18 protein-coding genes are annotated in these 17,794 nt (G+C 61.3%); 6 read left to right on the top strand and 12 right to left on the bottom strand.

Annotated features, from left to right (window positions below; genetic code table 11):
• Positions 1-82: 82 nt before the first annotated feature.
• The 12 genes from yut to OZ411_RS20090 form a co-directional block, all read right to left on the bottom strand.
• Complete coding sequence (gene yut / locus OZ411_RS20145) at positions 83-1,099, bottom strand: urea transporter (RefSeq protein ID WP_130578166.1); 1,017 nt, start codon at positions 1,097-1,099, stop codon at positions 83-85.
• A 62-nt stretch (positions 1,100-1,161) separates the two neighbouring features.
• The gene (locus OZ411_RS20140; protein WP_282529357.1) at positions 1,162-1,917 is read right to left on the bottom strand and encodes an urease accessory protein UreD; all 756 of its coding nucleotides are present in this window, start codon (positions 1,915-1,917) and stop codon (positions 1,162-1,164) included.
• A gap of 191 nt (positions 1,918-2,108) precedes the next feature.
• Positions 2,109-2,753 (bottom strand): urease accessory protein UreG, encoded by a 645-nt coding sequence (ureG, locus tag OZ411_RS20135; RefSeq protein ID WP_282529356.1) that lies wholly within the window; start codon positions 2,751-2,753, stop codon positions 2,109-2,111.
• A gap of 18 nt (positions 2,754-2,771) precedes the next feature.
• Positions 2,772-3,491, bottom strand: a complete 720-nt coding sequence (locus tag OZ411_RS20130) for an urease accessory protein UreF (protein ID WP_282529355.1) — start codon at positions 3,489-3,491, stop codon at positions 2,772-2,774.
• Positions 3,475-4,167 (bottom strand): urease accessory protein UreE, encoded by a 693-nt coding sequence (gene ureE / locus OZ411_RS20125; RefSeq protein ID WP_282529354.1) that lies wholly within the window; start codon positions 4,165-4,167, stop codon positions 3,475-3,477. The genes OZ411_RS20130 and ureE overlap by 17 nt, the downstream gene beginning before the upstream one ends.
• Before the next feature lie 10 nt (positions 4,168-4,177).
• Positions 4,178-5,899 (bottom strand): urease subunit alpha, encoded by a 1,722-nt coding sequence (locus OZ411_RS20120; protein ID WP_282529353.1) that lies wholly within the window; start codon positions 5,897-5,899, stop codon positions 4,178-4,180.
• Between the two features lie 40 nt (positions 5,900-5,939).
• Positions 5,940-6,377 carry an urease subunit beta gene (locus tag OZ411_RS20115; RefSeq protein WP_130578172.1) on the bottom strand — a complete coding sequence of 146 codons (438 nt, stop codon included), beginning with the start codon at positions 6,375-6,377 and terminating at the stop codon, positions 5,940-5,942.
• A gap of 19 nt (positions 6,378-6,396) precedes the next feature.
• Positions 6,397-6,699, bottom strand: coding sequence for an urease subunit gamma (locus tag OZ411_RS20110; RefSeq protein WP_130578173.1), 303 nt, complete (start codon positions 6,697-6,699; stop codon positions 6,397-6,399).
• Between the two features lie 308 nt (positions 6,700-7,007).
• Positions 7,008-7,643, bottom strand: coding sequence for a response regulator transcription factor (locus OZ411_RS20105; protein WP_130578174.1), 636 nt, complete (start codon positions 7,641-7,643; stop codon positions 7,008-7,010).
• A 205-nt stretch (positions 7,644-7,848) separates the two neighbouring features.
• Positions 7,849-8,469 (bottom strand): response regulator transcription factor, encoded by a 621-nt coding sequence (locus tag OZ411_RS20100; protein ID WP_282529352.1) that lies wholly within the window; start codon positions 8,467-8,469, stop codon positions 7,849-7,851.
• Positions 8,470-8,541: 72 nt separating this feature from the next.
• Positions 8,542-9,750, bottom strand: coding sequence for an ATP-binding protein (locus tag OZ411_RS20095; RefSeq protein WP_282529351.1), 1,209 nt, complete (start codon positions 9,748-9,750; stop codon positions 8,542-8,544).
• Between the two features lie 357 nt (positions 9,751-10,107).
• Positions 10,108-10,821, bottom strand: coding sequence for a Bax inhibitor-1/YccA family protein (locus OZ411_RS20090; protein ID WP_130578177.1), 714 nt, complete (start codon positions 10,819-10,821; stop codon positions 10,108-10,110).
• Between the two features lie 334 nt (positions 10,822-11,155).
• Here OZ411_RS20090 and OZ411_RS20085 point away from each other — a divergent pair, with 334 nt between their 5' ends.
• The 6 genes from OZ411_RS20085 (at position 11,156) to OZ411_RS20060 (ending at position 17,794) form a co-directional block, all read left to right on the top strand.
• A complete protein-coding gene (locus OZ411_RS20085) occupies positions 11,156-11,401 on the top strand; it encodes a hypothetical protein (RefSeq protein WP_130578178.1) in 246 nt (81 codons plus the stop codon).
• 114 nt (positions 11,402-11,515) lie between these two features.
• Positions 11,516-12,088 carry a DUF992 domain-containing protein gene (locus OZ411_RS20080; RefSeq protein WP_349017023.1) on the top strand — a complete coding sequence of 191 codons (573 nt, stop codon included), beginning with the start codon at positions 11,516-11,518 and terminating at the stop codon, positions 12,086-12,088.
• Positions 12,089-12,293: 205 nt separating this feature from the next.
• Positions 12,294-13,364, top strand: coding sequence for a biotin/lipoyl-binding protein (locus OZ411_RS20075; RefSeq protein ID WP_282529350.1), 1,071 nt, complete (start codon positions 12,294-12,296; stop codon positions 13,362-13,364).
• Positions 13,361-16,147, top strand: coding sequence for a ribosome-associated ATPase/putative transporter RbbA (gene rbbA, locus OZ411_RS20070; protein ID WP_282529349.1), 2,787 nt, complete (start codon positions 13,361-13,363; stop codon positions 16,145-16,147). Before OZ411_RS20075 ends, rbbA begins: the two co-directional genes overlap by 4 nt.
• A 2-nt stretch (positions 16,148-16,149) precedes the next feature.
• Positions 16,150-17,262: an ABC transporter permease gene (locus tag OZ411_RS20065; RefSeq protein ID WP_282529348.1), complete on the top strand. Its 1,113-nt coding sequence runs from the start codon at positions 16,150-16,152 to the stop codon at positions 17,260-17,262.
• Positions 17,263-17,671: 409 nt separating this feature from the next.
• Positions 17,672-17,794, top strand: coding sequence for a hypothetical protein (locus OZ411_RS20060; RefSeq protein WP_282529347.1), 123 nt, complete (start codon positions 17,672-17,674; stop codon positions 17,792-17,794).

The following is a 17,794-nucleotide window of genomic DNA, read 5'->3' as shown; positions in this document are numbered from 1 at the left end:
CTGCGATTCGATGACGTTGGTGCTTGTCCGCGCGCACTGCCAAACTCCGGTCGCCCATGCAGGCTCTCCCAAAAGTGCTGATCTAGGTTGTACGCGCTTTCACGACATCGCCAGCGCCAGCCGCAGTCGGCTCGAAGCATTGGCGCGGAAGAAGGAAGATCCATGTGACGAGCACAAAAGGCGCGGTCAGCGCGGGGATGGCGAACGGCGTCAACGCAACGTTCAGCGCCGCTTGTGCGATGACGGTGAACAGCGTGCCCAGCATGGCGTAGATCGCGACTCGCCAGCTCGGTCGGTAGAACACGGTACCCAGCGCGATCGCGGTCAGTACCGGGCTGAAGCCGAGAAGCCCGCCAGTGATCAGGTCGCTTTCAGCGCCGAAAAGATGGGCCACCAGGACTGCCAGTATCGCGCCGGCGAGAGCGAACGCGGCGGCAGTCAATGAGTTCACGGCCAGGCCAGCGAGCAGCAGCAGGGCCGCCACAGCACTCGCCTTCAGGAAGACCTGTGAGATGCTTTGAAGCACGCCCTGGAAGAGGTCGATGAGCTTGAGCGGGCTGGCCTCATAGGGTTGAAAGGCGGTGATGACGTTGCCGGACGGCAGCGCAGTCCCCACGAGACCGGAAAAACCATACGTAGCCAACAAGAGGAGCCACGTCGTCAGCACGAATGGAAATGTGAGGCTGGATACACCCCAGGGCTTGACGGCGTTGGCAGTCCCGAGCATCACGATGACCGAAACCGACGCTCCCAGCACCACATACACCCACATGAGCGCGCTCGGCGATAAAAATGTCGCCAACGCGAGTCCGACAAGGACGGCGTTGTATCCATAGAGCCCGGAATAGAGCGGCTCGTTATCGACGTGAAGCCATTGCGCCGTTAGGTTTGCCACGACGACCGCGACGATCCCCGCAATTGCCACTCGGGGTACGCCGGCCGCGTATGAACCCCAGGCGATCGCGGCCAGAAAGAGAATCCCGGTCAGCGGGTTGTTCTGAAACATAACTTGTCCGATGCTGCGCAAATTGATGTCCAAGAACCGCAATGCACCTGACGATGCGGAGAGGTGTTCCCACTTTGCCAAGATCGTTTCCATTGCAGCCTCCTTGAACGTGTCGGCACCGGCTGTTGGAGATCATCTGTTGGCGCCGTCGATCCCTATCGCCATAGATAAGGCGGAGGTAGCGCTGCGCCGATGACCTCCTTGCGTACCAGTCCCCAGAACTCCCGTACTTTGGCTTTCACCTGCGCGGTTTCACGGCCCAGCACCTTGAAGATCAGGCCGGCATCATTGGGCAGATGACAGGCGCCGAACGCCACGCCTTCCGCGAGGCTCACATCGGCTTCCGCACGCTCGTGGATGCGTTCTGCCTTGTCCTTGGGTGCGCACAGGATCACGTTGGCGAACACATCAAAGGAGTTCATCACGCCAGTCTGCCGCATCAGATATCGGCGCGGCTCGATCACCAGCTTCTCTGCGAACAAGGGGCGACCATCGGGCCGCGTGGCCGACGTTGATATCGACAATACGGTTGCTCCGAAGCACCCGTCCGGACGATGGTGCTTGCGGCCGGGTTGAATGATTTCCGAAAACAGCAGTGTGGCCGACGGCGCCACGCAGATCTGTGTGTCGCTGAGAAACCGCGAGTGCCGGTGCGGGATCACGGGATCCGGAAGAAACTCCAGGTATGCGTCATCGGCAAGCGTGATAGTCTGGCTCTGCGCCGCATAGTTGGCGTCCATCGCGTGAATCTTGGTTGCCGATTGCGAGGTGAGGTGTGCCTGTGCGCGCGGACCAAGGGTGATATCAAGAGCGAGCCTGTCTCCCTGCAGCACGCAGCCCGTGGTGGTGATTAGGAACACGCAGGCCATATCAGGCATCTCTTCATCGCAATGCAGCGCGCGCTGCACCATGTACGGCGCGTGCCGCTGCAAGTTCGCCAGGATCGTTTGGCCGGAGCGGTGCTCGAAGCCGAGACGTAGGAGACCTGTCTTGCCGACACTGCCACTCCTCATCTGCGGCGGTTCATCCTGGAACGGAGCGAATTCCGGCATCGATGCGCCGAGCGCTTCGGCGCGGGCCCAGGGAGGGAAGGCCGCCGGTATCATGCTGGCCGCCGTGCCCGCGGATTGATATCGAACAGAAACTCTCGTTCGATCAGCGCAACCAACTCCGGAATGCCTTCCCCCGTCTTGCAGTTCGTGAACAGGAACGGCTTTCTGCCGCGCATCATCTGTGAGTCCTGTTTCATCACCTCAAGGCTGGCCCCGACATAGGGTGCAAGATCGGTCTTGTTGATGACCAGGATGTCGGAATACGTGATCCCGGGTCCGTTCTTGCGCGGGATCTTGTCGCCCGCGGCGACGTCGATCACATATATGAAATAGTCCACCAACGCCGGCGAGAAGGTCAGCGTCAGATTATCACCTCCGCTTTCGATCAGCACGACGTCGCTATCCGGAAAGCGCCGTTCCATATCCTCGACCGCGGCGAGGTTCATGCTTGGGTCTTCGCGCACCGCGGTATGAGGGCAGGCACCGGTCTCCACGCCGAGGATGCGTTCCTGGAGCAGAACGCCCTTGAGGGTACGCTGAACGTGCTTGGCGTCTTCGGTCGTCACCACATCATTGGTAATGATGAGCACCTTGATGCCGAGATCCAGCAAGCGCGGTGTAATGGCTTCCACGATCGCGGTCTTGCCTGACCCGACCGGGCCTCCAATGCCGATGCGCGTGATATTCTTCGACATTCCAAGCTCCATTCAACGTCAGTTCATGAACAGGCGCACATGCGCTCTGGTGTGGACGGCGGCCAGAATTTCCGTCAAAGGCGCAAAGCCTGCCATGTCCGACAGTCGCGCCGCCGCGGCGGTCGCGTACATCTCGTCTAATTGCCCGGTGAGCTCGTAGAGAATTTTCTGCGTCTCGATGTGGCTGACCTTCATCAGTCGCAAGGCCGCGCCGAGGATCGTTGTGGCAACGCCATACTGGTGCACGACAAACGCTTGGTAGGCAGGTAGATTCTGTACGGCGAAATTAATCGCCAATGCGATGGGATAACACCCGGGAGTAACGGACGTCGCTATGCATTCACGCCATCTGTAAAGCAGCGGCGCACCCACCACCTCGACCCCCATCTCCGTGAACTTCTTGCCCATGCGAACCGACATTGCTCGCGCTTCGTCGGAAAGCTTGCGCGCGTATACCTGCGCATCGATTCGGGCGAGGGTGTCGACCTCTCCGGCAGTTGCGGCGCGATGCGCGGCGATCAGCGCGATGCAGTCACCGCGCGCCGCCTGCTCTACCGCGGTGCGCGCGAACGCTCGAAGTGTAGCCGCGTTGGTGACGACGCCCTCCTGAACGGCGGATTCCAGGCCGGAAGAAAACGAGAAGCCGCCGATGGGGAACATCGAGTCACCAAACTGCAGCATCCGCGAGAGAAAAGCGGCGCTCCTCGACGCATCGACACGGTCATTCTCGGTGGTCACGCGCAGAACCGGCCGTTGCCGGCGATGTTTGTCCGTGAGCGGCGGCTCCCGGATGGGAGTGGGCATGCGTCGGCGGATGTCCGTACGCGCGTCCGGTCTCCGCCTCGACGCCGGCATAGCTCTCGTGCGTGTGTGAATGCACTGGCCCTTCCGCGCCACCGAAAAGCCGACGGGATTCATGCGGAGCGAGGTAGGGAACGACCTCTCGTCCGGCTACGAATTCGTATCGGATTCCGTCAAAACGGTGGGTATTCATGACGGACGTCATCACCTTGCGATCGACCGTCAGCGGGACATAGACGCGGTTGTCCTTGACCAATGCCGGCCAATGCTGGTTGCCCATGGCATGGCCCAGTTCGACGCATGTGCGCATTGCCATCTCGGGCGCGAGGCTCGTTAGACCGTCGAGGTGCACGATCATCACGTCACGCAGCTCGATTCGAGCGACGAGTGCCGAGAGCGCCTGGGCATTCCAGAGCAGCACGTCCCCATCGTGGATGTGTGTGCCGCGGTCGATAGAGACTGCAACCTCCGCGCCTTTTGTGGTCGTCTTGCGGAAGCGGGTCTTCTGCGCCTCCCACTGGTCGATCTCGATCAGATCTATATCGGCGCCAGACAGCCGCCCAGCCCATTCGGGATCGCCGATATTGCCCAGAACGGTTTTGATGAGGATCATCGCGCATTCCTCAACTGAAAAAATACTTCTGATTTAGCGAGACCGTCGTCAAAGGCTGCACGGTCGCGTGCTTTCCGTCGACGGTCACGGCGAAGGTTTCCGGACTGACCTCAATTTTAGGCGTGCCGGTATTTCGAACCATGTCGCGCTTGCCGATCTTGCGCACATTTCTCACCGGCATCACCTGTCGGCGGAGCCCCAGCCGCTCCTTGATCCCGGCAGCATGCGCGGCGCCGGAGACGAATGTGATGCAGTTGGCCGGCAACGCATCACCGTAGGCACCGAACATGGGCCGATAGTAGGTGGGCTGCGGGGTCGGCAGCGACGCGTTTGGGTCGCCCATCACTGCCCAGCTAATGAAGCCGTTCTTGATGACGATCTTGGGCTTTGCACCGAAGAACGCGGGCTCCCACAGGACGAGGTCGGCGATCTTGCCCACCTCGACCGAGCCCAGCACGTCGGCAATACCGTGCGTGATCGCTGGGTTGATCGTGATCTTTGCCACGTAGCGCAGCACTCGGAAATTATCGTTGCCCGGCGCGTCCTCCGGCAGCTTGCCGCGCCCGGTCTTCATCGCATCGGCGGTTTGGATACAACGCAGCCAGCATTCGCCGATGCGTCCCATGGCCTGCGAATCGCTCGAAAACATCGAGATCACGCCGAGATCCTGGAGGACGTTTTCCGCCGCGATGGTCTCGGCGCGGATGCGGCTTTCGGTGAATGCCACATCGGACGGGATGTCCGGGCTGAGGTGGTGACACACCATGATCATGTCATACAGCTCCGCCTGCGAATTGATGCCGTAGGGGAGCGTGGGGTTGGTCGAAGATGGCAGGACGTTGGGAAGGCCGGCGATCTTGATGATATCAGGCGCATGGCCGCCGCCGGACCCTTCGGTATGGAACGAATGGACCGTCCGCCCCTCAAACGCTTCGATCGAATCGTCGACAAAGCCGGATTCGTTGAGCGTATCGGTATGGATGCATACTTGGGTGTCCGTCTCGTCAGCGACGGTGAGCGCGGACCGAAGCACCGCTGGGGTGGTGCCCCAGTCTTCGTGACATTTCACGCCAACCGCGCCTGCTTCGATCTGCTCAACCAGAGCCGCTTTGCCGTGTCCGTGCCCCTTGCCGAGAATGCCGACATTGAGCGGCCAGTTTTCGAACGCGCGTAACATCATGCTGATGTTGCCAGGCCCCGACGTGACCGTCGTCGCGTTGGAGCCGTCGGAAGGACCAGTGCCGCCACCGATCAAAGTCGTGGTGCCGTTTGAGAGCGCGGCCTGCGCCTGCTGCGGAGAAATGAAATGAATGTGTGTGTCGATCCCGGCGGCCGTCAGGATGAGATGTGAGCCCGAGATAGCGTCGGTCGCCAGGCCGACCTCCAGGCCGGGCGTGACGCGATCCATCGTCTGCGGATTGCCGGCCTTGCCGATTGCACAGATGCGGCCATCCTTGATGCCCACATCCGCTTTCACGACGCCCAGCACAGCGTCGATCACGGTCACGTTGGTGATCACGAGGTCGGGAGCGCCAGCCGCCCGCGTCACCTGATTATCCATGCCCATGCCTTCACGCATGCTCTTGCCGCCGCCGAAGACGATTTCGTCGCCGGCGCCGCCGCGCAGGTCGCGCTCGATTTCAACGAACAGGCCGGTATCGCCCAAGCGGATGCGATCACCCGTCGTCGGGCCGAAAAGGCCGACATATTCTTGCCGAGACATGGTAGGCATGGTGGCCCTCGTTCAAGAGATTTGCGTTTCACGCCTTCATTTATGAGGAACGAAAGCCTCGCTTCGCCGCCTGCGCCACCGCCTTGGATTTGACTGTGGCGGCGTCACGGCCGGCGGTGGGACCATCGACGAGATTGTTGAAGCCATAAACGGCGCGCATGCCCCCATAGGGGACGAGTTGAACCTCGCGTTCGTCGCCGGGCTCGAACCGCGTTGCCGTTGATGATGGGATATTGAGGTGAAGCCCGAACGCCGCTGCACGATCGAATTCCAGCTCACGATTGACTTCGAAAAAATGGAAGTGAGATCCAACCTGTACCGGCCGATCTCCCGCATTGCGCACCTTGAGCGTCGTCACCGGGCGATCGGCATCGAATGTGATCGCTGCCGAACTGCACACGTAACCGCCGACCGGCACGTTCGCCGTCGCCGGGTCGACATGGGCGGCGACAACGGGGCCCGTTTTTGGTCCAGCCATGTTGACCTCCTGTAGGCATTCACTGGATCGGCGTATGCACCGTTACCAAGCGGCTGCCGTCGGTGAACACCGCCTCGATCTGCACCATTGGAATAAGATCGGCGACGCCGTCCATCACATCAGCCTTGGTCAGGACGGTACGCGCCTCGTTGGTGACGTCCTCGATCGTCTTCCCGGCACGCGCGCCATCAAGGGCGACCGCCGATATGATAGCAACGGCTTCTGGATAGTTGAGCTTGAGGCCCTTGGCTCTTCGCTTTAGTGCAACGTCAGCGACCATGTAGACGAGCAGCTTATCGAACTCCCTCGGAGTTAGCTGCATGTGATCCTCCCGAGCCGTGACTGCCTTACCGGGAAAAGCGGGTGCGCGAGTAGACAGCGCGCGAGCAGATAGTTTGGCTGGCCGCCCCAGTTGTGACCGTTGTGAGCATCGTTTCCAGCATTAGGGAGGGCGCACTTGGACGTGTCAATCAGGGTTCTCCGCGGTTTGTTGCTGGAAATGACCTGATGGATTGACCGTCGCGCGCGGACGTTTCGTTTTTGCCGACGACGCTGACGGCTCTTCAGGCGCCACCCTTGACATTGGGCGCCTAACCCCGCGCGACGATTGCCCATGGACTACCTGGGCCGTCAGGGCGCAACCAGCTTCTTGCGAATCGCATAGCGAACCAGCTCGGCCGTGGATGACATGCCAAGCTTGCGCATGGCCGATGCCCGATGGGTTTCGACAGTTTTCACACTAAGCTTCAATATGGAGCTGATGGCCTTGTTGGTATGTCCCTCTGCAATCAACTGAACTACGTTCTGCTCCCGCGATGTGAGGAGCGCACTGGACTTGTTCTGTTTGTTGAGCTGGTAGTCGGTTAGCAATTTCTCCAACACGACGCTGGTAAAGTAAGGTCGGCCGTCGAGCAGAGCTTCGATTGCCGAAATGAGATGCTTCCTGGCGTCCGATTTGAGCAGGAAGCCACGCACCCCAGTCAAAAGGGCCTCGGTCAGAATCTCCTCATTCTCGTGCATGGTGAGAATCAACACTTCCGAACGCAGGCGAAGCGTCTTGACGCGGCGGCTGACTTCCAGTCCGTTCACGAGCGGCATGGAATAGTCGGCGATGATGATGTCCGGTCTCGTTTCCAACGCCAATGCGATCGCCTGCTCGCCGTCGGGCGCTTCTGCAGTGACAATCCAATTGGAGCGCGTTTCAACGATCGCGCGAAGTCCGGAACGTACGACTTCATGATCATCCGCAATCAGGATGCGTTTCACGGCGTCGTTCCTATGCGTTGGAACGGTCGATAGCGATAGCCGACAGCGAGGTCAGAATCATACTGATTGGCTTTCCGGCAGTTATCCCGCAAAACCCTAGGATTTCGCGGGGAATATACCGAGGTCAGCTTAGCCTCCGGGGTTCATGGTAGAAGAAGCTGGAACGGCGGAAGATCAAGCACCGGATCGACAGCGCCCCAGTGCGTCATGCTTCCAGCAGCCGGGCACGAACCGCGTAGCGAACCAGATCGGCCGTCGAGTGGATGTCCAGCTTGCGCATCGCGGCGGCCCGGTGCGCTTCGGCGGTTTTGACGCTGAGGTTCAGGATCGCGCCAATGCTTTTGTTGCTGTAGCCCTCCGCAATCAGCTTGACCACCAACCTCTCCCGCGGCGAGAGCCTGTCCCGATCTCCGGTCGAGACCTCGTTCAAGTCAGGCGAACAGCTCTCGGTGCAAAAGGGCTTATGCGCCAGAAGCGACTCAACCGCCGCCAACAACAGCCTGTTGGCATCCGATTTCAATACGAATGCCCGGGCGCCTGCCTCGAATGCCTGCTGCGCCAGCAGGCTGGAGTTGTGCACCGTGAAGATCAATACCTCGGTCGGCAGACGATATTCCTTGATCCGCCGCGCGACCTCCACTCCCGTCATGCGCGGCATGGAGAAATCGACGATTGCGACATGGGGTTGGTTCGCGATCGCCTCGGCAAGGGCCTTGCTGCCGTCGTTCGCCTCAGCAACGACTTCCCAGTCGGCACGTTGTTCCAGAACCGCTCGCAGTCCCGACCGCACCGCTTCATGATCGTCGGCGATAAGAAAGCGCTTCATGGCAGGACAACTCCAACTCGTATCGGATCGCATGGCTCGGCCGGCGCCAGCGAGGCGAGTTCGGCTGCACGACTAGTGGACCCGTTTGCGCGGACCATGATGGCGGGAACGGCCTTTGGCCGGCTGCGTCTTCCCGGTCACCGCACCGCGCGGAAACACCGCGGATAGTGTCGTGCCGGGACGCCCCGTTCCCGGACCGGAGCGGATATCGAGGGTGCCTCCGATCTGCTGCAGTCTAACCTTCATCGCAGGAATTCCGACGCCGGGCGGCCCTGCTATCGCTCCGCCGAGGGCCTGGCCGAGCGGCATGCCGCGCCCATTGTCGCTGACCCTCAGCCGGAAGTGGTCATCGGTCGCCTCGATCGCGATCTCGACTTCCGTCGCTTTCGCGTGACGAAAGACGTTCGTCAGCGCCTCCTGAACCACCCGCAGCAGCGAGCGCTGCGTTTCGTAAGGTACGCGATCGATCTCGGGCGAGATGCTGGCATCCACTCTCAACGATGTGCGCGCCGCGAACCCTTCCGCATATCTCTCTATTGCCGCCTTCAACCCGGCAACCGTTAGATTTTGCGGATGCAGCAGGTAGGCAAAGGCCCGGATTTCCTTGATCGCCTGATCGATCGACGCATCGATATCGTCGCAAAGCCGCTCGGCATTGGTCGGTTCACTTAAGCTGTTCCGCATCCGCATAATCCCGAGGCTCGCGGCAATCAAATGCTGGCAAGTCGAGTCGTGGAGGTCGGAGGCAATGCGCTGCTGCATGTCTTCCTGAATGGATACCAGCGTGGCGCCCATGCTCGCACCACCGTCCGAAATCGTTCCAAAGTCTTGGGAGGACGCTCCTTCCAGCACGCGATGGCTACCGATAAAGGTGGCAATGCAGCCGGTTACGGGATCGCAGATTGGCGCAACGATCGTCTCGACAGTTCGTCGGGATCCTCTGAGGGCGAGCCGATGCCGGATCCGGACCTCGGCACCTCTCGCGCGACAAGCATCAAGCGCCTCGTGAACGGACCTGGCATCCTGCCTCCCCATACAGTCGCAAACGGCCATCCCTCGGATGTCTTCCGAGGCGATCCCAACAAGCGATTCGAACGCCGGGTTTATATCTTCATAAACAAAGCGCCCTTCGGATGAAGGGCGCATCACAAAGAGAAGGTCGGAGGCTAGCTTCCAGTACAGCCGATCCCTTGCGCTTGCTGCGCCAATGCCTGACCATCCTTCCGCATTGGTTCGATCCGACCCGTACGTGGGAGCACCATGTTGCTTCACGGCACGCACTCGCTTTCCACGCGACTCTCGATAGTGAGAGCCACCCCTTGCCTCGGCCAATCTCCCTGACCCGATCGGATATTGAGCTCCACCATACACCGTCAGGTAGAAAAGCGCCATTGACGTGGGGCGGTCTTTAGGCGGGAACTCGCGAATTCTTGTACACGCCCGCGAGCCGCGACGCGGAGCCTCTTCGTGCACTGCCATTCGTGACATTGGCACTAACCGCATATTGCCCTAAGAAATGCCTAGGGTCGTGCTGAGGACATCTCTGGACGAGACGAAAGAGAAAGCCTTGCGCGACGCGCTCGCCAGCGCGGCCATCGTGCCAGCGGCTTGAGACGGCGGCAGGATCGTCTTGCAGGTCTAGCGCCGAGTGCCCGCAAGGCGCAGCATCATCATGAACAGATTGATGAAATTGAGGTAGAGCGACAAAGCGGCGATGACCGACTTGCGGCCTGCGGAAGTTTCATCGTCCCTGACATCGTACATCGCCTTGATGCGCTGGGTATCGTAGGCAGTCAGGCCGGCAAAGATGCCGACGCCCACGATCGAGATCAACCAGTCAAGTCCGCTCGAACGCAGGAAGAGGTTGACCAGGCTTGCGACGATGATTCCGATCAACCCCATGAACAAGAAGGTGCCCAGTCCGGACAGGTCACGCCTGGTAGTGTACCCAAAGATGCTGAGCGCCCCGAACGTTGCGGCTGCGATGAAGAACACGCGCGTGATCGAGGAACTGGTGTAGATGTGGAGCAAGGTCGACAGCGACACGCCGACCAGGGCTGCATAGACAAAGAACAACCAGCGTGCGGTCGTGGCCGACAGCGTATGGATGCGTGCACTGATGAAGAACACCAGAGCCAGCGGCGCCAGGATGAAGATCCACATCAGCGGACTCTGCAGTAATGCGGGACCGGTGAACTGATAAGTCAGCCAGGCCACAAGGGCGGTGAGGCCGACACCGGCGGCCATGTAGTTGTAGATGCGCAACATGTAGTTGCGGAGGCCGGCATCGACCGCAATGGCATCGCCGCCGACCGCACCGGAGGTCACTGCATTCTCGTCATAATTGGACATGGCTTATCTCCTCGCGGTCGCGCCGAGCACGGGATGGGCAAGCCTATGATGATGGCCACCATGCGGGATATCAGATGATCACCCGATTTCCGGGGGCGGGAACTACGCTGTTTCGGCGCGTTGGCGCCTTCCTTTGGAGGCATGCCTTGTGTTACCAGAGGTTGTCGCCCGCTGGCTTATCAAACGCAGTTTCTGCCGCCCGTTCCTACATAGAATCCCGGATGTGCGAGCGGCAAAGTCGCCGATAGGATCGTAGTCATCGGCTGGCCGGCATTCCGCATTCCGTGCCGCCTTTAGCGCTTGCGCTATCCCCGATGGGAACATGGAGGCGAGCATGAACATCCGACTCGTATTCGGCGCTCTGATCGTCGGCGTGGTTGCAGCCATTGCAGCGCCGCCAAGCCCGTCCGTGGCCCAATCGACTGACCAAGGCGCGGCTGCGCCAAAGAGCGCAGCACCGAATACAAATATGAACCCGCACAAGCATCGCTATTGGCGCCACCGCGGCGGACGGCATCCGCATTTCGGCAGCCGGCGGGTTCGCACCGATGCGCCTGCAGGGCGGCCATCGGCCAATTGAGCAGCTTTTGCCGGCCTGTTGCCTGGTGCGACGGACCAATCCGCTCTTGTAATTTGAGCGATCGATGACTGATCGAGGCAGCACAGGAACGAATCCGACAGCGATGGATGTTCGATGAGCGAGACTGACGGGCAGCGGAGCGAGGGCGCTATGGCCGCGCGGCCGCACCTCACAACACCGAAGACCAAGTCGAGGCCTGAAATGCAGACGATACGGTTGCTTTGCGCTTTGTGCGTTTTCGCTTCAATCTCCGCCGTCGCAACGCCCGCGCAAGGCGAGATATTCAGGGTCGGCCGGCTGTTGTGTTCCAGCAGCCCGCGGATCGGATTCCTTGTTGGATCGACGCAGTCGCTGCGTTGCGTATTCTACCGGCGAGGCTCGTCGCAACGCTACATTTACGCTGGGCGAATAAGGCGTGTCGGTCTTGACGTCGGCGTCACCGGAAGTGGCGTTCTATCCTGGGCCGTCTTTGCCAAGAACTCGCGGATTGGTCCCGGCACCATGCGCGGGAGCTATGTGGGGGCCAGCGCCAATGTTGCGCTGGGTCCCGGCTTTGGCGCCAACGCTCTGATCGGCGGATCGCGCCGAAGCGTCGTGCTGCAGCCGCTTTCCGTCGAGCGCGCGATCGGCGTCAATCTCGCGGCGACGGTGACCCATTTGACCCTTGGCGAAAGGGGGCGGCGATAACGCATCCCCGACAGTTCCTGCCTAAACAATTCGGAACATTGCCGACCTTTGGCTCAGGGTTTCGTCGGATATCGGCGTTGGAGGGCGGAGGGCTACGATCAGCCTTACTGCGACTGTCGGCTGGCTTGGCTGCTTCGTGCTCGGCGCACCGCATAACAGGGCAATGGACCCTGTGTCCGAGCGTGATGGATGAGGTCCGTGGGCAATGACCAAAGGCCGAAACCGCTGGCTGATCGTCCTGCTCGCCGTGCTTCTGGCCGCAGGTGGCTACTACGCCTGGCAGAAGTTCGCGAATGATAGTCTCCCGCCGGGAATCGCCAGCGGTAACGGCCGCATCGAGGCGGTCGAGATCGATATTGCAACCAAGACGCCGGGACGCATCCAGGAGATCTTGGTCAGAGAGGGGGATTTTGTCACGGTAGGACAGGTGCTCGCGCGCATGGACACGACGCAGCTACATGCCCAGCTCCGTCAAGCCGAAGCGCAGTTGCGCCGCGCGATCATCAGCGTCGACACCGCCAAGAGTCTCGTCGCGCAGCGAGAAGCCGAGAGGAAATCCGCTACCGCGGTGATTGCGCAGCGTAATGCTGAATTGGATACGGCGGACCGAAAGCTGCAGCGATCCGAGCAATTGATCAAGACCAACGCCGTGCCTCAGCAGGTGCTCGACGACGACCGGGCGGCCGCCGAAGGGGCGAAGGCCGCGGTGGCGGCGGCCGAGGCTCAGCGTGCGGCGGCGGAGGCCGCCATCAGTTCCACCCGGGCGCAAGTGGTCGACGCCGAAGCATCCATCGACGCGGCAAGGGCCGCCATCGAGAGCATCAAGGCCGACATCAACGACAGCATCCTGATAACACCGCGCGATGGGCGCGTGCAGTTTCGCGTGGCGCAGCCGGGCGAAGTTCTTGCCGCCGGCGGTCGCGTGCTCAATCTCGTCGACCTCGGCGACGTCTACATGACCTTCTTCCTGCCCACGGCGCAGGCCGGACGCGTCGCAATCGGCGCAGATGTCCGCATCGTGCTGGATGCCGCCCCCCAATATGTCATTCCCGCCAAGGCGAGCTTCGTTGCAAACGTTGCGCAATTCACGCCTAAGACGGTGGAAACGGAGGAGGAGCGTCAAAAGCTCATGTTCCGGATCAGGGCGCATATCTCGCCGGACTTGCTGCGCAGACACATCGAACAGGTCAAGACCGGCCTTCCCGGCAGGGCGTTTGTCCAGCTCGACCCGAACGCCGAGTGGCCGGCGAACCTTACTGAAAAGCTGGTACAATGAGCGATCTGTCGACCGCAGAGGAAGCTCGCCCACCGGCGCCGGTGATAAGCCTGGATGCGGTCGAGCTGTCCTACGGCACGACGCGCGCACTTGGTGGCATCACGCTCGACATTCCCACCGGGCGCATGGTCGGGTTGATCGGACCTGACGGCGTTGGGAAATCCAGCCTGCTCTCCCTTGTCTCCGGCGCTCGGGCCGTACAGCAGGGACGTGTCCAAGTGCTCGGCGGCGATATGACCGACGCCGCGCACCGGAGGCTGACGTGCCCGCAGATCGCCTACATGCCACAAGGTCTCGGCAAGAACCTCTATCCGACGCTGTCGGTGTTCGAGAATGTCGATTTCTTCGGCCGCCTGTTCGGCCACGACAAGAGTGAACGCGAGCAGAGGATCGATGAGCTTCTGAAAGGCACGGGGCTTACGCCTTTCGCGGATCGGCCAGCAGGCAAGCTGTCGGGCGGCATGAAGCAGAAGCTCGGCCTTTGCTGCGCGCTGATTCATGATCCCGACCTCCTGATCCTGGATGAGCCGACCACCGGTGTCGACCCGCTCTCGCGCCGCCAGTTCTGGGAACTTATCGACGAGATCCGCCAAAGCCATCCGGGCATGAGCGTCGTTGTCGCCACCGCCTATATGGAGGAGGCGGCGCGTTTCGACTGGCTGGTTGCCATGAACGAAGGCCGGGTGCTCGCCACCGGCGCGCCCGCGGACCTGCTGCGGCAGACCGGTGCTGATAATCTCGATGCCGCCTTCATTGCGCTGCTCCCGGAGGAGGAGCGGCGAGAGCACAGGGAGGTGGCGATCCCGCCTCGCGGAAGCGAACATGCCGACGACATCGCCATCGAGGCCGAGCAGCTTACCGTGAGGTTCGGCGATTTCACCGCCGTCGACAATGTGAGCTTCCGCATTGCCCGCGGCGAAATCTTCGGCTTTCTCGGCTCAAACGGCTGCGGCAAGACCACGACCATGAAGGTGCTGACCGGATTGTTGCCGGCCAGCGAAGGCATCGCGAGATTATTCGGCCATGAGGTCGATCCGAGCGACATGGATGTCCGCCGCCGCGTCGGCTACATGTCGCAGGCCTTCTCGCTCTATTCCGAATTGACGATCCGGCAGAACCTCGAGCTGCATGCGCGGCTATTCCGGCTTGCCCCTGACACCATCGAGGGTCGTGTCCAGGAGATGGCACAGCGGTTCGACCTCGTCGACGTCATTGAAGCGTTGCCCGATGCGTTGCCGCTTGGGGTCCGCCAGCGCCTCTCACTCGCGGTAGCGATGATTCATGCGCCCGACATCCTGATTCTCGACGAGCCGACATCCGGCGTCGATCCGGTGGCGCGCGACGGCTTTTGGCAAATCCTGTCCGAGCTATCCCGCAGGGACGACGTCACGATCTTCGTCTCGACCCATTTCATGAACGAAGCCGAGCGCTGCGACCGCATCTCGCTGATGCATGCGGGCAGGGTGCTGGTCAGCGACACGCCGGCCAGGCTTGCCGAGCAGCGCGGCGGCGGCAGTCTCGAGGAGGCCTTCGTCGCCTATCTGCAGGACGCGATCGGCAGGACGGACGCCAAGCTGCCGGCCGCCGTACCGGCCGTAGTGAGCGAAGTCGGGCTGGGCGACCAAGCCGCCGCGGCACACCACCGACTCATGCGCTTCTTCGACCTGCGGCGCGTATTCGCCTACACCCACCGGGAGGCGCTCGAGCTGCGGCGCGACCCGATCCGTGCCACGCTGGCCGTTCTCGGCAGTCTCATTCTGATGTTCGTGATGGGCTACGGCATCAATATGGACGTCGAGAATCTATCCTTCGCCGTCATGGACCGCGACGAAACCGGGATTAGCCGCGACTACGTCCTGCAGATTTCCGGATCGCGCTTTTTCACCGAATTGCCAGCGATCACCGACTACGACGATCTCGACAGCCGCATGCGCAGCGGTGAGCTGAGCCTGGCGCTCGAGATTCCGCCGGGGTTCGGGCGCGACGTGGCGCGCGGCCGTAACGTCCAGATTGGCGCGTGGATCGACGGCGCCATGCCCTCGCGGGCAGAGACCGTGAGGGGTTACGTGCAGGCGATGCATGCCCATTGGCTGACCGAGCGCGCCAGACTGCTCTACGGCAACGCCGCGGCGTCGGGCGATTTCCAGCTTGAGATCCGTTATCGCTACAACCCTGACCTCAAGAGCATCGTGGCGATGGCTCCCGCCGTGATCCCGATCCTCCTGCTGATCATACCTGCGATATTGGCGACGTTGAGCGTCGTGCGCGAAAAGGAGCTTGGATCGATCATCAATTTCTACGTAACGCCAGTAACACGGCTTGAATTTCTCGTCGGCAAGCAGCTTCCCTATGTGGCGCTCGCCATGCTGAATTTCTTCCTGTTGACGGCTTTTGCCGTGTTCGTCTTCCGCGTTCCATTCACGGGCAGTTTTCCGGCCTTCACCGGCGCAGCGCTTCTCTACGTCATTATCACGACCGCGATGGGGCTTGTGATATCAGCGTTCATGAGCAGCCAGATCGCCGCGATCTTCGCGACTGCGCTGCTGACGATGATTCCTGCTACCCAGTATTCGGGCCTGGTCGATCCGGTGTCGTCTCTCCAGGGAGCCGGCGCCGTCATCGGACGAATCTACCCGACCGCACATTTCGTCACCATCACGCGCGGCACTTTCTCGAAAGGGCTCGATTTCGGTGACCTCTCGGGCGAGTTCGTTGCGCTGCTCGTGACCATCCCGGTGCTGTTCGGTCTTGGCGTGGTGCTCTTGAGGAAACAGGCGAGCTAGACATGCATATCGCCAACGTCGTTCAACTCGGCATCAAGGAACTGCGGGGCCTTCTCCGTGATCCGATGCTGATGATCCTGATCGTCTATGCCTTCACGGTTTCTATCTACACGGCCTCCAGGGCGCAGCCCGAGACCTTGAATCAGGCCGCGCTCACCATCGTTGACGAGGACAAGTCGCCGGCATCGACGCGCATCATCACCGCGTTCAATCCGCCCTATTTCACGATACCGCGCCTGATTTCGCAGTCGGACGTGAACCCCCGCATGGATGCGGGGCTCGACACCTTCGCGCTCAACATTCCGCCGAACTTCCAGCGCGACCTTCTGGCTCAGCGATCGCCGGCCATCCAGCTCAACGTGGATGCGACCCGCATGTCGCAGGCCTTCACCGGGGGCGGCTATATCCAGACGATCGTGAACGAGGAGGTCGGCGAGTTTCTGGCCCGCTATCGATCGGCCGCGCCTCTCCCGATCGAGCTCGCCCTGCGCGCACGCTTCAACCCCGAGCTCAACAAAGGCTGGTTCGGCGCCATCAATAACGTCATCTCCTCCATCACCATGCTGTCGATCATCCTGACCGGAGCCGCGCTGATCCGCGAGCGCGAGCACGGCACCATCGAGCACCTGCTCGTCATGCCGGTAACGCCATTCCAGATCATGGCGAGCAAGATCTGGTCGATGGGCCTTGTCGTGCTTCTCGCCTCCAGCGTGTCGCTCGTGTTTGTGGTGCAGGGATTGCTGTTAGTCCGGATCGGAGGCTCGATTCCGCTGTTCCTGTTCGGCACCGCACTCTACGTCTTCGCCATGACCAGCTTGGGCATCTTTCTGGCGACTGTCGGCGGGACCATGCCGCAGTTTGGTCTCCTGATGATGCTGGTGCTGATGCCACTGCAGATGTTGTCAGGAGCCACGACGCCGCGGGAGAGCATGCCCGAGATCATCCAGAACATCATGCTCGCCGCACCCAACACCCACTTTGTCATCCTCGCGCAGGCCGTGCTGTTCCGCGGCGCAGGGTTCGACGTGGTCTGGCCGCAGATCGCCGCGCTGCTGGTGATCGGAGCGATTTTGTTCGGATTCTCCCTCTGGCGATTCAGACAGTTCTTGCGATAGCGAAGCAGCTTCGGCGTATTGCCGACGCCGCAATTGGATAGCAACCGCGCTCCACGACATGGGCGGGCTGTGGGCAGACCAGTCGAACTGAGAAGCCCCGCCAATCCATATCAACCCGGGCGGATATCGGGGGCCGTACCGCAACGCTTATCGCTGGAATGGCTGCCCCCCGGGTTACTGGCGGGGGCCGTGCGGGCGCTGCGGCGACACGCCTTGCCACGGCCGGTTGCCAGGCGGTGGCTGGAAATAGGCCGGGCTGAGGCCCGCCAAACGCGGCGGATCGTAATTTGTTCTGAGTGGCGCGCCAAATTGCCATCATTCTAGTAAGAATTGCATAGTCGGATCCGCGCGGATCTTCTTGGGTTCCGACATTCGGGGGCGGGACAAGCCAAGGCGCGCGGCGAATCCGGTGGAGTTCGAAAATGAATTCGCGCCACTTCACCCGGTCACCTCGTCGGCTTGGGCAGGCAGCGTCGCTGCTGCGGTGAGCGTGCAGAGCGGCGAGATCGGCATCGTCAAGGCGTACCAGTGA

The sequence above is a fragment of the Bradyrhizobium sp. Arg237L genome (assembly GCF_029990105.1).
In the GTDB taxonomy this organism is placed as follows: domain Bacteria; phylum Pseudomonadota; class Alphaproteobacteria; order Rhizobiales; family Xanthobacteraceae; genus Bradyrhizobium.
This window is presented reverse-complemented; position numbering and strand designations above follow the sequence as displayed.